Genomic DNA, 14483 nt, shown 5'->3' on the forward strand with positions numbered 1-14483 from the left:
TAGGAGAGAAAAAAAATGTCGCATTGTCCGGATTTCCCGTAACTGAAAAAATTATTTGAGGTATTTGTTAAAAAAGTCTATCGTTCTCTGCCAGGCAAGTTTAGCGGCTTCTTCATTGTAGCGGGTTGGCGCTGTATCGTTGTGAAATGCATGATTGACTCCATCATACAAATATTGCTCATATTTAACACCTGCTTTCTTCAAGGCTTCTTCGTAGGCGGCCATGCCTGCATTTATCCTTTCGTCGAGACCGGCATAATGTAGTTGAACAGCTGCTTTTATCTTAGGAACGTCAGCAAGTTCAGGTGGACGGCCATAAAATGCAACCGCTGCTTTCAATGAAGACACATTTACTGCCAGGCTATTGGCCATAGCGCCGCCCCAGCAAAAACCAACGCAGCCAAAATTGCCATTGGCATCTTTCCTGGTTTTTAAATAATCAAAAACTTTAATAAAATTTAGCAAACTGTCTTCTGCTTTCAATTGCTGGAATTTTGTTCTTGCCTCGTCTTCATTCGCCGGCGTACCTCCCAAGGGTGACAATGCATTTGGCGCAATCGCTAAATAACCTGCATTGGCAGCACGTCTCGTTACATCTTCTATGTGTCCATTCAACCCCCGGTTTTCGTGAATGACGACAACAGCCGGATATTTTTTTTCTTCTTTAGGCCGGGCCAAATAGGCCTGCATTTCGCCATTCACACCCGGATAAGTGATGCGTTCAGTGAAAAGATCCTGTGCAGAAGTAATGGCAGCACGGGTAGCATTTACTTCAATCATTGGCAATATGGCCAGGGCAGCAGCAGTGCTGCCGGTTAATAATGCAAGCCTGCGGAGAAACTCAGTTCTTGAAAGTGGTTTATGAGTATACTCGTCGTAGAGGTTAATGATGCGCTGGTCCATAAAAAAGTTTTAGGTGTCTGAAGTTACGAATTGAGTTGTTAAAAAAATTTACCAAAAGTTTTCACAACAATGGCTATCAGAAAGAAGGCGTGCAACTTCATGGCATGTTAATAGCTCATATTTGTGGTATCAGATCTTTCTATACTTCAATATTTTCTTGCTAGTGAAAACAATTAAACATTCTTACATGAAACGCCTTTTATTTATAGCCGGCATGGTAATATCCATCCTGGTTTTGGGCTCATTAAAAAATTCCGTATCGGCTCAGCGAGTAGGTATCAGCATTTCATACCAAACTTTTTATGATGAATTAGGTCCTTACGGTCGATGGATCGATTATCCTGATTATGGTTATGTTTGGACGCCTGACATGGGCCCTGATTTTCAGCCCTACAGTACCGGTGGCCACTGGGTTTGGACGGATGAATATGATTGGATGTGGGTATCTGATTATTCCTGGGGCTGGGCTCCTTTCCACTATGGACGCTGGTTCTATGATCCATTTTATGGCTGGATGTGGGTGCCGGGTTATGATTGGTCACCTGCATGGGTATCGTGGAGAACGGGTGGCGATTATTACGGCTGGGCGCCTATAAGCCCGGGTATCAACATCAGTATTGGCTTCGGCAATTACAATCCACCTTCTAACTACTGGTGTTTTGCGCCCCGTCAATACATTGGCTCACGTCATATCAATAATTATTATGTTGACAGGAGCCGCAATACCACTATTATTAACAACACCACCATCATTAATAACTATGGTAACCGAAATAATGTTTTTGTAAACGGACCAAGACGTGGTGATGCTGAAAGATATGCAGGAAGCATACGTCCCGTTAGCTTCCGGGATTCGGACAGACCAGGTAGAAGAGAATTTAGAAATAACCAGGTGAATTTGTATCGTCCGCAGATACAACGTGACAATAACCGGAATTTTGCGCCAAGAAATTTTGATCGTTACGAAAGGAATGCCCGGAACAATGATAATAGAATAAGAAGAAATGATAATAACCTGCCTGAACGCAGAGAATTGAATGCAAACAATAACCGGAGAAATGATATTGCTGATCGTCGGGGAAATGATTTTGACCGGATACGAAACCGACAGCTGGCTGAAAGAAATCAGAATAGCCGAAGAGTAAATGATGATGTGCAATCACCTGCCGAAAACAGACGTTTTGAAAGACAAAGGCAAGATGTAATCAACAGGAATGCTGATCGTCCACAAATTGACAATGAAAGAAACAATCGTCGTTTTGAAAGAAGGGCAGATGAGATGCCGCGTAATAACCGTCGATTTGAAAGACGGGAAATAACAAATGAGCCTGCACAACGACAAATAGAACGTCAGCAACAACAAAGACAATTTGAAAGACGTGAAATACGAAATGAACCTGTGCAAAGACAAGTAGAACGTCAGCAGCCACAGCAACAGCAGCGACAGTTTGAAAGACGTGAAATTGACAGGGGCAATCGTTTTGAACAACCCCGTCGTGAAGTAAGAAGCGAGCCTTCACAACGGCAAATAGAACGTCAGCCACAACAACAACAGCAACAACGACAGTTTGAAAGTCGCGGTGGTGATAACAGGGGAAATGGTAATGGTCGTGGAAGATCCGATCGCCGTGACGGATAAGTAACGACTTTAACGAGATCATCAAAAAGACCCTTCGGGGTCTTTTTTGTTACCTTAAAATCAACCAAACTTCAAGTTTCGAAATTCCTGGATATACCTGCCTGATAAAAAGCGGCCGTTAATTTGCTGTGGCATTTAGTAAATCATTTTATGAAAACTTGTTTTGCCCTTGTCTTTAGTTTACTCCTTTTATCCTGCAACAATGCCTCAAATACAAAAGAGGAGGCACCTATTCCGGATGCAAATAGTTCAGTGCATGTTGAACAAAAAGATAGCATGACAGCAGCAATAGATAGTGTTCCTCAAAACATACAGGTAGACAGTGTTATTCATCTTTCATTTCCAACCGATAGTGTTTCGATAACTGTGAAAGGTCATGTGGATAAGAAAGGGAATCCGGTCATTTGTTATTTGCCCGTCACGAAGGGAAGTAAGTTGACGGCTTCTGTAGTTCCGGATAATACGAAGGCGACAATACGTTTTAGTCATCTCTACCTGCCGGACGGAAAAAGCGACGGACCGTTTGGAAACACGTTGAAATATGCACTCAGACAAAAAGGTACTTACAAACTTTATATTGGGCCAAATAAGATGGCCGGTGATCCATTTAGCACAGATTTTATATTGAAAATAAAAGTGGAGTAGCGATCTTAGTTTTTCTTTTTCAGTCGCATAATATATCCACCTCCGGGAGCCATTTTTACTTTAATCGTATTTGTTCCTGAAACCTGCATGGTTGATAATTTATAATCGGATGGATAGCGGTCAGCATTTACACCGTCTTCACAAATACTGGCTTCATAATTACCGTCTTCTAAAAAGGAAAGATCAACAGATAACTCTCTTGCCGTCCAGTCTGTCATGCCGCCGATGAACCAATCGTTTCCTTTTTTCCGGGCTGTAACAATATAATCCCCAACTTTTGCATCCAGTACAATAGTTGTGTCCCATGTAGTAGGAATGCTGCCAAGCAACTCCATAAATGATGGTTCCATTAATCCCTGCGAAGGATTGCCTGAAAACAACTGAATGGGGCTTTCATACACAACGAACATGGCGGCCTGGTGGCAACGTGTGCCCATTGACATTACTTTATCACCAATCGGCCGAAATGTTTTTGCTGTTGCATTATCTAAAATGCCTGGTTCATAATCCATAGGCCCTGATACCATCCGGATAAAAGGCAAAAGCAGATCATGTTCAGGTGTAGCCTTTTCACTCCAAATATTATACTCCGACCCTAGTACTCCTTCACGGGTTATTGCATTCGGAAAGGTTCGGTTAAAACCAGCCGGCTTAAAAGCACCATGATACATGATCATGATCTTGTGCCTGGCGCAAGCTTCTGCAATCCGGAAATAAAAATTGACCATGAGTTGATCATCCCGATCCATAAAATCAGTCATGATAAAATCTACGCCCCATTTATTAAACTGTTCCAAGGCCGGTTCTAATTGCCTGGATAATGTCATAGCAAGCGTCCACATGCTGAGTTTTATATTTTTCTCTTTTGCGTAGGCCGCAATCTCGTCCATATTGATTGCAGGATTTATTTTGAACAGGTCTTTATAATCACTCCAGCCTGCATCCATCATGATGCGATCAAAGCCAAATCGCCTGGCGAAATCGATATAGTATTTATATGTAGCAGTATTAACACCGGTTTTAAACGGTACATTAAAAAGATTAATACCAATGATCCATTCATCAGTGCCTTTGCCGGGATTTATCCATGATATATCTTTCACCCGGGACGGAGACGCCAGCCGGTATACCAAATCATTAGCCGGTAGGTCTTTGTCATTCTCCGCAATAAGTAAAACTCTCCAGGGAAAATTTCTTGTGCCTTTTGTCCTGGCAATATAACCGGCCCGTTTTGTTACAATGGCCTGGGGAAATTCGCCTTCAGCCGTTTTTTCTTCTAATGGATAGGGTGCAAAATGTCCACTCAGTAAATTATTATTATTGCCATTTATAAACATGCCGGGATAATCTTCCAGGTCGGATTCGGTGATGATGATCTTAGGGCCATTTGATGGCGCAATAAGCACCGGAGTAAAGCACAAATTGTTTTTAGTTAAACTGTCAAGCGGTTTAAATTGATAAGGTTCCTCAAAACTGGTGTGATAGATATCTGTATTTTCCCGTTTAACAACTTCAGGATAATAGATCGGATGGTTTGCCGGAAAATTGAAGCCTGCTATTTCCTGCCTGATAATAATACTGTCTTTACTATGTGATAGAAAACGGTAAGCCACACCATCATCATACACCCTGAATACAACACTAAAAGGTTGCTTGAAGCGGATGGTCAGCTCATTAAAAACATCCGGAATGGTTTTTCTTTTTTCCGGAACAGGTGAAATGATAATTGAATTGTTGTAACGGGTGCTGGCTTTTTTAAAACTTAGGTTGCCCGACAGATCGGTACCATCCTGCAGTTGCAGATTTATTTCAGAAGGCAGCAGTATTATTTCATTGTTGTATCGTATTGAATAGAATAGTTTATCCTTTGCTTCTACGATCAATTTTATTTTTCCGTTGGGCGAATTGATCTCCTTTTTGTCAGCACCATAGCAAAAATTGAATAGTAGCAAAAAAGATATGGCAACGCAATTCTTATTCATCAAAAGAATATTTAATGAATGAAAATAGCGAATGTTTAGCTTTTGGAAATTCGGCTCATTATGAGCAGGTCGAACTACTTCAGCGCCTTAATTTTTGAAACCATGAGGCTAATGCTAATACCCAACAAACCAATTACGGCAAAAGAATAACGAAGACTAAAGAGTTGGGCAATATAACCGATCAATGGTGGTCCCATCAAAAAGCCAAGAAAGCTGATACTGGAAACAGCTGCTAATGCCATGCCGGGAGGAATTTTTGACTGCTTTCCGGCTGCGCTGTATACCATCGGTACAATAGAAGAGACGCCAAACCCGACAATCAAAAATCCAAGTGTGGCAGTGATGATATGAGGAAGGATTACTGATAAAAACAACCCGGAAGAAATAAGCACGCCGCTAATCTTTAACATCGTCTGGCGGCCATATTTGCTAATTAGCCGATCCCCGACAAATCTACCGGATGCCATAGCAATCATGAAACACATATAGCCCAGGGCAATCAACGATTTTGGTGCATGTACTACATCCTGGAAGTAGACACCACTCCAATCAAACATCGCTCCTTCACTCGCCATGCTGAAAAAACCAATAACTCCAAATTGCATCAGCATGCCATCCGGTTTGGAGAAGAAAGATTTTTTTTCTGGTGGATTAGCCGCTTTACCCCATTGCAGGTATCTCTGTGAAATAACAATGGTGATAAAAACCAACGCTGTAATGATCCAAAAATGAATATAGGGAGTGATATGTTGCGACATCATCAAAAGGCCGATCGCAGCGCCGGCAAAACCTGCGGTGCTCCACACTCCATGAAATGAGGTCATGATTGGCCGGCCATATAATTTTTCCGCCCTGATTGCCTGCGTATTTACGGAGATATTACACATGTTTCCGCAGATGCCAAACAGGAAAAGACCTAAAGCCAGGTGCCAGGGTTGTGTGGCCAGTGCGAGGTTGGTCAAACAAATAGCATACAACACCAGGCAAATACGCAAAACTTTTTTACTTCCGTAATGGGTGATCAATCTGCCGGAGAATGGCATCGCTGTTAACTGTCCGGCAGGAAGCATTAATAGAATGCTGCCCAAAGCTGCATCACTCAATTGCAACGAGGTTTTGATGTCCGGGATGCGACTAGCCCAGGATGCAAAGCAAAGCCCCTGGCAAAAAAAGAAAGCGGATACTGCAATGCGTATTTGTTGTTTTGAATACGTTGGCGCAGTAATATCCATATCGTTCTTTGTCTTTGTGAACGAACCTGTTAATGGGGTTATTAATCGTTGTGAATTTCTAAATACACTTACCAAACTTAATTTCATCGAGTTGCTATTTTAGTAACTATGGCGAGCAACTCCCTGAGGGAATGTTCTGTTTAGAACGCGGCAAAAATACGAATTATAATTAAGCGATATGTTAACACTGTTTATTATCTCTTAAAAACTTCTCTTTTCCAATTTTTCTCTTTCAAATTCATTGGGTTAGAGAAATCATCTTATAGACGTGCCTTCAGGTATTGTGAAGGCCAGCCAATTATCTCTTCCAATTCCTTTGCAGGTAGATATTATAAGATGCCTTTCGACAGCTTCCAGAAAAGTCCATTAGGTGTAGGAGCTTTTTCATAGTTCGATTATGGGGAAACGGTTTGTTATTTCCTCACTTTGGACACAATGATCAGGATAATTACTACAACTAAGCCAACCAGGAAAAAAGCCCACCACATACCTGCCTTGAATATTGTTTCAACTGCGCCGCAACTGCTCAAGACAAATAGGGTAAAGAAAAAAGGAAATAAATACGGTGATAATTTCATAGTCAAATTCTTTAATAAAATAAAAATTCAACTATTATACCATTTTACATTTCTGAATCGGTGGGGAAAATTTGCATCGTTGAATCGGGAACAAAATGATCTTTTTGAATCAACAAAAACTGTTGACGATATGATTGGATATTAGTTTCTAAACTCCTGGCTGATCATTAAACCATAAAATCCGCCATCAAGTATACCGATACCTAATCTTCCGAAAGATGGTTGTAAGATGTTTGCCCGATGCCCCGGGGAGTTCATCAGGTTTGTATGTGCAATTTCCAAAGTTTGGGCTAAGGCAAGATTTTCTCCTGCTGCACTGAATTGGACACCAGCAGCTCTCATCCGGTCAAAGGGATTTTTTCCTTCCGGCGTGTTATGAGCAAAATAGCCTCTTGAAAACATATCGTTGCTGTGTGCACGGGCAACCGCTGTTAATTCGGGGTCAGCCCGTAAAGGCTTTAAGCCATGTTTTACCCTTTCTTTATTTACCATTTCCAGCATTCTTGACTCAAGCATTGGCCTTATCTCTGCTTTGTTATAAGTAAAACCGAGTGGTACTTTTTCATTTGAATTGGGATTAACTGTCAGGCTATTCATCGTATGCCGGATAGCTTCATCAAAAACGGGAGCCAATTTTTTGTTGGCCCATTCTGATTGCATAGCCAGTTGAGTAGCCCACCGGCTATTGCGTGTCTCGGCAGTAATATTATTGTTTATAGGCAGTGCTAATAATAATGCTGAGACAACAATGGCTGCAATCCATCCATTGATAGCACCCGGTACCACACCCAGGAATTTATTGATGAAATTGTTATTGCTTTGTTCAGGTAAAGAACGAATAATAAGACCAGCGATCCAGGCAATGATCATGCGGCTAATGATTAAAATCAAGAGGAAAGAGACAGGCAGTATCCATATCTTAAGGTCAATCACTTTTTTTATAAGCTCAGCCGCCTGGCCATAAAACATATAAGCCAATATAAAACTGCCAGCCCAACTGAGGAGATCCAGTGAGCCAAGGATAAAGCCACGGCTATAGCCGGCAAAAAGCATAATAAGAAAAACAGCGATAAGAGCCAGGTCAACCCAATTCATGCCTAAAGTTTTGAAATTGAAATAAATCAAATAATATGCCTGTGGAAAAACTGTACCAATATGATTTAATTGCAGGAAAGGAGGAGTTATTTTTTCATGAATGGTTAACTAGTTAACCAAATAATTGCTATTTTGTTAGGCGATCAAATCGTCCGGATTCCCTATGAGATACTTTTTGCAGGTTTTGCAACCAAGTCATGATTATTTCAAGACCAGCCTTGTGCGACTGGCTGAATTTTTCAATTTAGTAGCTGAAATATTGCAATCAATCCTACATACTATTAAAAACATTGGTGTCACCGCCGAAATGAGCCAATATGAAAAAAGCCGCTTAGGGATATTTAATTCCCTGAATTTTTTTCAGCTTATATCTGGTTTTGTTGTTCCCCTGCTTGGTATTTTTAGCGCTGGCAAAATTCCTTTAACTGGATGGTTGGTTGCCTGCATACCTCCTTTAGTAAGTAGCCTGGTTTTATTTTTGAACAACAAGAACAGGTACAATGAAGCCCTGGTAGTTTATTTCACTTTATATCCTCTTTTTACCTGTTTTAGTTATATCAACGGGATCAATTTTGGTATCGAACTTTCTTTCATTCTCTATGGCATATTAGCTGTTTTTTTTATCAGGGATATCGGCTATATGTTTTTTTCGATCAGTTTTTCGATGATCAGCTATTTTATACTGTCGGTAGTATTGACCAAATATCGTTATCAACTGGAGGATATAAATTTCATCGGGTATCTTTTTAACCAGGCTTTGGCTCTTATTTATATATTCTACGGTTTATACCTGATCAAAAAGGAAAATGCGGATTACCAGGCCAGCATGATGATCAATAATTCAATCTTGCAGCAAAATAACCAGGAGATCCAAAAGCAAGCAGAGGAACTGGATCAGCTGAATTCGCTAAAAAATAAATTGTTTTCTGTTATCTCTCATGATCTCAAGGCTCCAATGTATGCATTACGTAATCTTTTTGATGACATGCAAAAACAAGATATGCCTGCGGATGAGATCAAGGAATTAATCCCCGATGTCAAAAATGATTTGAACTATACCGTCAGTTTGATGGATAACCTGTTGCAGTGGGCCAAAAGTCAAATGCAGGCTGATACGGTCAATGCAGGACCCATTAATGTAAAACAAATGATTGATGACGTATTGCACATACTTTACCTGCAGGCAGAGGCCAAAAAAATTCATATTGAAAACAGGGCCATTGATGGTTTCAGTGCCTGGGCCGACAGGGATATGATCAGTCTCGTATTGCGCAACCTTATTTCCAATGCTATTAAATTTTCTCCTTCAGGCGGACATATTTATATCGGCACATTTGAGCAGGCGTCTGTTACCGAGGTGTATGTAAAAGATGCAGGTAAAGGGATAAGCCAGGAAGAAATGAAGAAAATTGCCAGCCAGGATTTTTACACCAGCAATGGTACAGCACAGGAGCAAGGCACGGGGCTGGGCCTCATGCTATGCAAGGAGTTTCTCGCAAAAAACAACGGTCACCTCCGCATTCAAAGCGAAATAGGTAAGGGAAGTATTTTTTCTTTCACTCTACCGAGGCAAGAACTTTAAGCTGTATAAGCCTGTAAATATTTATAGTCAGTCCTCCCGGTACTTTTATTTCAATTTCAATGAAAACATGAACGTCTATTTGGAGTTTTAATAAAAATTAATAATTTCGTTGCCTGCAAGCATCCGTGCTATAACACTCCCCCTGAGGGATTCCTTTAAAAGACCCTATGCAATATTTTATGAATAAAAGGAAATGTTATGGCGAGACTTTTACTTATATTCATTTTACAGGGTTTTCTTATTTCTTCAGTCCGGGCTCAGTCATTTCAGCTTGAAGACCTGGTTACACTTTCTTCTCTCCCCCCCAAGAAGTTTGACAATTATATGCATGAAAAGGGCTATTCGTCTGGCGTCAAAACGATGCAGGATGATGCAATGGCCTTTACTTTTTTCGAAAAAAAGAAGAAAGATGAAGTGGATTCTATTGTCGGGCATCGACGAGTGAGCCTTTTTAAACAGGAGAAGGACTATTGTTTTGCCTTTTATACCACATCATTAAAAGAATATCATTCAGGGTTGAATTATCTGCGGGCCAATTTTTTCTATGGTCGTAACCAGGATTCCAGTCAATCGCCTCTCTACCAGCGTAAAAATATGACGGTCGAAACGTCACAGTCGGTGGAGGATAGCATAACAACTTATAGCTTTTTACTTAAAAGGAAAGAATTACCCGGGAATGTAAATTTTGCCGAAGACCTTTTGAATTTTGATTCCCACGAGTTACTCGCCGCCTTCTTTGGCGAGCAAAATGTGAAAAAAGATGTTTACTATTTCTCTGAAAAGAAACTGAAAAAGTGCTCGGTATTGTTTGGCAATAGTAACCGGCAGGTAGTATTTGTGTGGGAAGATGAAGATAATCTCCGCAAGCTTTCTTATATCTTGATCAGTGGCGTTTTGCCAACGGAAAACGGCCTGCCTTTCAACGATAATATCAGCCGTAATAAATGGACTTTTAAAAGTGGGATTTATTCGGGTATGAGCATCCGGGATTTGTTGGATATAAACGGAAACGATTTTAGTTTTTATGGTGAAGAGTCAGAGTTTTCCATGATGATTGAACCGGAGAACACCGGCAATATTGATTTCAAAAAAACGGGTATAATGCTTACTAGCCTGGATGGCAGCCCTGGCATTTTAAGAAAAGCAAAAGTTAGCGCAACAGCGGCCATCGAAAACCACATTGCTCTGCATATATTTTATATCATGTTGACACCATAAAAAAAGAGAGCCGAAGCTCTCTACGATAAATTTATTTGACCGGTTTCTTACGCTTCAGCTTCCATATAGCTTTCGATAGGCTCACAGGTACAGATCAGGTTTCTGTCACCGTGGGTGTTATTCACCCTTGCTACTGAAGGCCAGAATTTATTGAGTGTAACGTAATATAATGGGAAGGCGGCTGATTGTCTTGAATAAGCATGCTTCCATTCATCAGCCGTGACGACAAACTGTGTATGCGGTGCGTTTTTTAATGCATTATCTTTTTTATCAGCTTTGCCTTCTTCGATTGCTTTTATTTCCTCCCGAATAGAGAGAAGCGCATTGCAAAAACGATCCAGCTCAGCTTTATCTTCACTTTCTGTGGGTTCGATCATGATTGTGCCGGGAACAGGAAAGCTCATGGTTGGTGCATGAAAACCATAATCGATCAAACGTTTTGCCACATCTTCCGCCTCTATCTCTGCGCTCTTTTTGAAAGGACGAAGATCAACAATGAATTCGTGTGCACATTCACCATTATGATTGGTATATAAAATATCATAAGCACCTTCAAGCCTTGCCCGCATGTAGTTTGCATTGAGGATGGCATTTTCGGTTGCGGCTTTCACTCCTTCATTACCCAACATTCTGATATAACCATAGCTGATCAAAAGAATGCTGGCGGAGCCATAAGGCGCAGCACTTACAGCATTGCTTTTAACTTTTAACTTTTCACTTTTCACTTCTACATGTCCCGGCAAAAATTCAGCTAAATGCTTCTTTACACAAATAGGCCCCATGCCCGGGCCGCCACCACCATGTGGAATAGCAAATGTCTTGTGCAGGTTCAGGTGACAAACATCGGCCCCAATTAAACCGGGAGCTGTTAATCCAACCTGGGCATTCATATTAGCGCCATCCATATAAACCTGTCCGCCATGTTGATGAACTATAGCTGTAATTTCTTTTACCGTTTCTTCGTAGACACCATAAGTACTGGGGTAGGTGATCATAATACCTGAAAGATTAGCACTATGCTGTTGTGCTTTTGCTTTCAGGTCTTCCACATCGATATAACCATTTTCCAAAGCTTTGACCACAACTACTTTCATGCCCGCCATAACAGCAGAAGCGGGATTGGTACCATGAGCTGAAATAGGAATCAACATCACGTTACGATGATGATCCCCGCGGCTTTCGTGATAAGAACGGATGGTTAACAATCCCGCATATTCTCCCTGTGCACCGCTATTGGGTTGTAAACTACAGGCATCGAAAGCAGTGATTTCGCATAAATAGTTGCTTAACTCATCAATGATGTACTGGTAGCCCTTTGTTTGATCTGCTGGAGCAAACGGGTGGATCTTACTCCAATGGGCCCAGCTCAATGGCATCATTTCGGAAGCTGCATTCAGCTTCATGGTGCAGCTTCCCAACGAGATCATCGATGTATTCAACGAGAGATCTTTATTTTCAAGCAATTTAATATAGCGCATCATCTGGCTTTCGCTGCGATGCGTATTGAAAACAGGGTGTGTCAAAAATGCTGAATGACGAACCAGTGTTGTTGGAATATGTTGTAGCTCATCATCCAGGTAAATATCAAATGCCACCGGGTCCCGGTCATTTTCAAAACAATTGATCAGGTCGTAAAGGTCTTCTGTCGTTGTTGTTTCATCCAGTGAAATGCCAATATGGTTGTTATCGATATAGCGAAGATTGATAAACTGTCTTTCCGCCTTTGCTTTTATAGCAGGTAGCTCATCTGTTTTAACAACAATTGTGTCGAAGAAGCTTTGCGATATGAGGTCAAAACCTCTTTGTTCAATAGCTTCGGCAACTGTTTGGGTAAGCAGTGCTACCCGTTTTGCAATATTTTTCAGGCCTCCTGCACCATGATAAACAGCATACATGGCAGCCATATTGGCCAGCAGGGCCTGGGCCGTACAGATATTGGAAGTCGCTTTTTCTCTTTTGATATGTTGTTCCCTTGTCTGGAGAGCCATCCGCAAAGCACGGTTGCCTTGAGCATCAATACTAACCCCGATGATGCGGCCGGGTATGCTTCTTTTGAAATCATCTTTTGCCGCAAAGAAAGCAGCATGCGGTCCGCCATAACCAAGCGGCACGCCAAACCGTTGCGCCGATCCTACGGCCACATCAGCGCCGAGTTCTCCGGGCGGTGTTAATAAAGTGAGAGCCAGAAGGTCGGTGGCCATAACAGCAAAACCACCAGCCGAATGAACTTTGGAAATAAACTCACGATAGTCTTCTATCGAGCCTTTGTCATTCGGATATTGAATAATGGCGCCAAAATAAGTGCCGTCAATAGCAGCAGTTTTATAATTGCCTTCAACAATTTCAATCCCCACCGGAATAGCCCTGGTCACCAACACATCTTTTGTTTGGGGGAATATTTCTTTGTCAACAAAAAACCTGGGCCTTTCAATATGGTCCTGTTTGTTCAGGGAGTTAAAAAACATGGTCATAGCCTCTGCCGCGGCTGTAGCTTCGTCGAGCAGTGAGGCATTGGCAATTGGTAAGCCGGTCAAATCGCTTACCATGGTTTGAAAGTTCAAGAGGCTTTCAAGTCTGCCCTGCGAAATCTCGGCCTGGTAAGGGGTGTATTGGGTATACCAACCTGGATTTTCAAAAATATTTCGCAGGATGACAGATGGAGTAATAGTATCATAGTAGCCCTGGCCAATATAAGTGGAAAATATTTTATTTTTTAATGATATTTCCTTGATGTGCTTGAGGTATTCGTTTTCACTCATCGCAGCCGGGATATTGAGCTCATGACTCATCCGGATGGCAGGAGGCACTGTTTTATCAATCAGCTCATTGAGGCTTCCGACCCCAATTTTCTTCAACATCACTTTTGCATCAGTTTCATTGGGCCCGATATGGCGGGAAATAAATTCGTTGGACTGTTGTTCGAAAATGCTCATTGTTGTATTCATTTTATTCACCATGTCAAATAAGATTGAGCTCTGGAGTACAAGCTAACAATGACTTTTTTTGACCGGCTCGTTTTTTTGTGGCTCTCCTGGGAAATGCGGGCAAAGTTACGGGAGGAAAAGGATAAAAAAAGAGCGGAGCCAAACTGTGGAAAAGAGGTTGTTACTTTGCAAAATGAGCAGCGACCTATTGAAAAATTGGGAAAAAAAATCAGGTGAAAGGCAGAAATTATACAAACAATACCTGCAAAGGGTAGAAAAAAATAAATTGCTGAAACAGCTGCCAGCGCTTCATGAGGAAGCGTTTTCAAAGGTTGACTGCCTGCAATGTGCCAATTGCTGCAAAAATTACTCGCCACGTTTTAAAACAACGGATATAAAGCGGATAGCAAAGCACCTGCAAATGAAAGAAAGTGTTTTTATTGAAACTTACCTAAGGGTGGATGACGACGGAGATTTTGTGGTGAAAACAAAACCCTGTCCTTTTTTGGGTGCTGACAACTATTGCAGCATCTATGAAAACCGGCCTTCGGACTGCCAGCGTTTTCCCTATACGGATGAAGATGTTATTTACAAACGCCAGGCATTGACGTTAAAGAATTCTTCGTTCTGCCCGATTACTTACTATGTATTGGAAAAATTGATGCAGGCAGGAAAATAGCTTTCC

At 41.4% G+C, this 14483-nt stretch carries 11 protein-coding genes; 5 read left to right on the forward strand and 6 right to left on the reverse strand.

The features are described from left to right. Positions 1-51: 51 nt before the first annotated feature. Positions 52-903 (reverse strand): dienelactone hydrolase family protein, encoded by an 852-nt coding sequence (locus P2W73_RS03400; protein ID WP_276500581.1) that lies wholly within the window; start codon positions 901-903, stop codon positions 52-54. A 187-nt stretch (positions 904-1090) separates the two neighbouring features. On the opposite strand from P2W73_RS03400, the gene P2W73_RS03405 reads away from it, so the two are divergent. Together P2W73_RS03405 and P2W73_RS03410 are read left to right on the forward strand one after the other, a co-directional pair. Continuing rightward, positions 1091-2542 carry a DUF6600 domain-containing protein gene (locus P2W73_RS03405; RefSeq protein WP_276500582.1) on the forward strand — a complete coding sequence of 484 codons (1452 nt, stop codon included), beginning with the start codon at positions 1091-1093 and terminating at the stop codon, positions 2540-2542. 150 nt (positions 2543-2692) lie between these two features. Continuing rightward, positions 2693-3187, forward strand: coding sequence for a hypothetical protein (locus P2W73_RS03410; RefSeq protein ID WP_276500583.1), 495 nt, complete (start codon positions 2693-2695; stop codon positions 3185-3187). Between the two features lie 5 nt (positions 3188-3192). Here P2W73_RS03410 and P2W73_RS03415 read toward each other — a convergent pair whose 3' ends face one another. From P2W73_RS03415 to P2W73_RS03430, 4 genes are all read right to left on the reverse strand, one after another. Further along, positions 3193-5169: a glycoside hydrolase family 97 protein gene (locus P2W73_RS03415; protein WP_276500584.1), complete on the reverse strand. Its 1977-nt coding sequence runs from the start codon at positions 5167-5169 to the stop codon at positions 3193-3195. A 74-nt stretch (positions 5170-5243) separates the two neighbouring features. Continuing rightward, positions 5244-6488 carry an MFS transporter gene (locus P2W73_RS03420; RefSeq protein ID WP_276500585.1) on the reverse strand — a complete coding sequence of 415 codons (1245 nt, stop codon included), beginning with the start codon at positions 6486-6488 and terminating at the stop codon, positions 5244-5246. 326 nt (positions 6489-6814) lie between these two features. Then, positions 6815-6979 carry a phosphatidate cytidylyltransferase gene (locus tag P2W73_RS03425; protein WP_276500586.1) on the reverse strand — a complete coding sequence of 55 codons (165 nt, stop codon included), beginning with the start codon at positions 6977-6979 and terminating at the stop codon, positions 6815-6817. 141 nt (positions 6980-7120) lie between these two features. Beyond that, positions 7121-8074, reverse strand: coding sequence for a CvpA family protein (locus P2W73_RS03430; protein ID WP_276500587.1), 954 nt, complete (start codon positions 8072-8074; stop codon positions 7121-7123). Between the two features lie 163 nt (positions 8075-8237). On the opposite strand from P2W73_RS03430, the gene P2W73_RS03435 reads away from it, so the two are divergent. Further along, positions 8238-9656 (forward strand): sensor histidine kinase, encoded by a 1419-nt coding sequence (locus P2W73_RS03435; protein WP_276500588.1) that lies wholly within the window; start codon positions 8238-8240, stop codon positions 9654-9656. Positions 9657-9854: 198 nt separating this feature from the next. Beyond that, entirely contained in the window at positions 9855-10874 is a 1020-nt protein-coding gene (locus P2W73_RS03440) for a hypothetical protein (RefSeq protein WP_276500589.1), read from the forward strand. 47 nt (positions 10875-10921) lie between these two features. On the opposite strand, the gene gcvP is transcribed toward P2W73_RS03440, so the two are convergent. Beyond that, entirely contained in the window at positions 10922-13807 is a 2886-nt protein-coding gene (gene gcvP / locus P2W73_RS03445) for an aminomethyl-transferring glycine dehydrogenase (RefSeq protein ID WP_276500590.1), read from the reverse strand. Positions 13808-13991: 184 nt separating this feature from the next. On the opposite strand from gcvP, the gene P2W73_RS03450 reads away from it, so the two are divergent. Beyond that, entirely contained in the window at positions 13992-14477 is a 486-nt protein-coding gene (locus P2W73_RS03450; RefSeq protein ID WP_276500591.1) for a YkgJ family cysteine cluster protein, read from the forward strand. Positions 14478-14483: the final 6 nt, after the last annotated feature.

It is taken from the genome of Terrimonas pollutisoli (genome assembly GCF_029360765.1).
Taxonomy (GTDB): domain Bacteria; phylum Bacteroidota; class Bacteroidia; order Chitinophagales; family Chitinophagaceae; genus Terrimonas_B; species Terrimonas_B pollutisoli.

Excerpts from the sequence above, each read along its gene's own strand:
- P2W73_RS03425 (WP_276500586.1), bottom strand. The coding sequence starts at position 6,979 with ATGAAATTATCACCGTATTTATTTCCTTTTTTCTTTACCCTATTTGTC.
- P2W73_RS03430 (WP_276500587.1), bottom strand. The coding sequence starts at position 8,074 with ATGAATTGGGTTGACCTGGCTCTTATCGCTGTTTTTCTTATTATGCTT.
- P2W73_RS03435 (WP_276500588.1), top strand. The coding sequence starts at position 8,238 with ATGAGATACTTTTTGCAGGTTTTGCAACCAAGTCATGATTATTTCAAG.
- gcvP (WP_276500590.1), bottom strand. The coding sequence starts at position 13,807 with ATGAGCATTTTCGAACAACAGTCCAACGAATTTATTTCCCGCCATATC.
- P2W73_RS03415 (WP_276500584.1), bottom strand. The coding sequence starts at position 5,169 with ATGAATAAGAATTGCGTTGCCATATCTTTTTTGCTACTATTCAATTTT.
- P2W73_RS03405 (WP_276500582.1), top strand. The coding sequence starts at position 1,091 with ATGAAACGCCTTTTATTTATAGCCGGCATGGTAATATCCATCCTGGTT.
- P2W73_RS03420 (WP_276500585.1), bottom strand. The coding sequence starts at position 6,488 with ATGAAATTAAGTTTGGTAAGTGTATTTAGAAATTCACAACGATTAATA.
- P2W73_RS03400 (WP_276500581.1), bottom strand. The coding sequence starts at position 903 with ATGGACCAGCGCATCATTAACCTCTACGACGAGTATACTCATAAACCA.
- P2W73_RS03440 (WP_276500589.1), top strand. The coding sequence starts at position 9,855 with ATGGCGAGACTTTTACTTATATTCATTTTACAGGGTTTTCTTATTTCT.
- P2W73_RS03410 (WP_276500583.1), top strand. The coding sequence starts at position 2,693 with ATGAAAACTTGTTTTGCCCTTGTCTTTAGTTTACTCCTTTTATCCTGC.
- P2W73_RS03450 (WP_276500591.1), top strand. The coding sequence starts at position 13,992 with ATGAGCAGCGACCTATTGAAAAATTGGGAAAAAAAATCAGGTGAAAGG.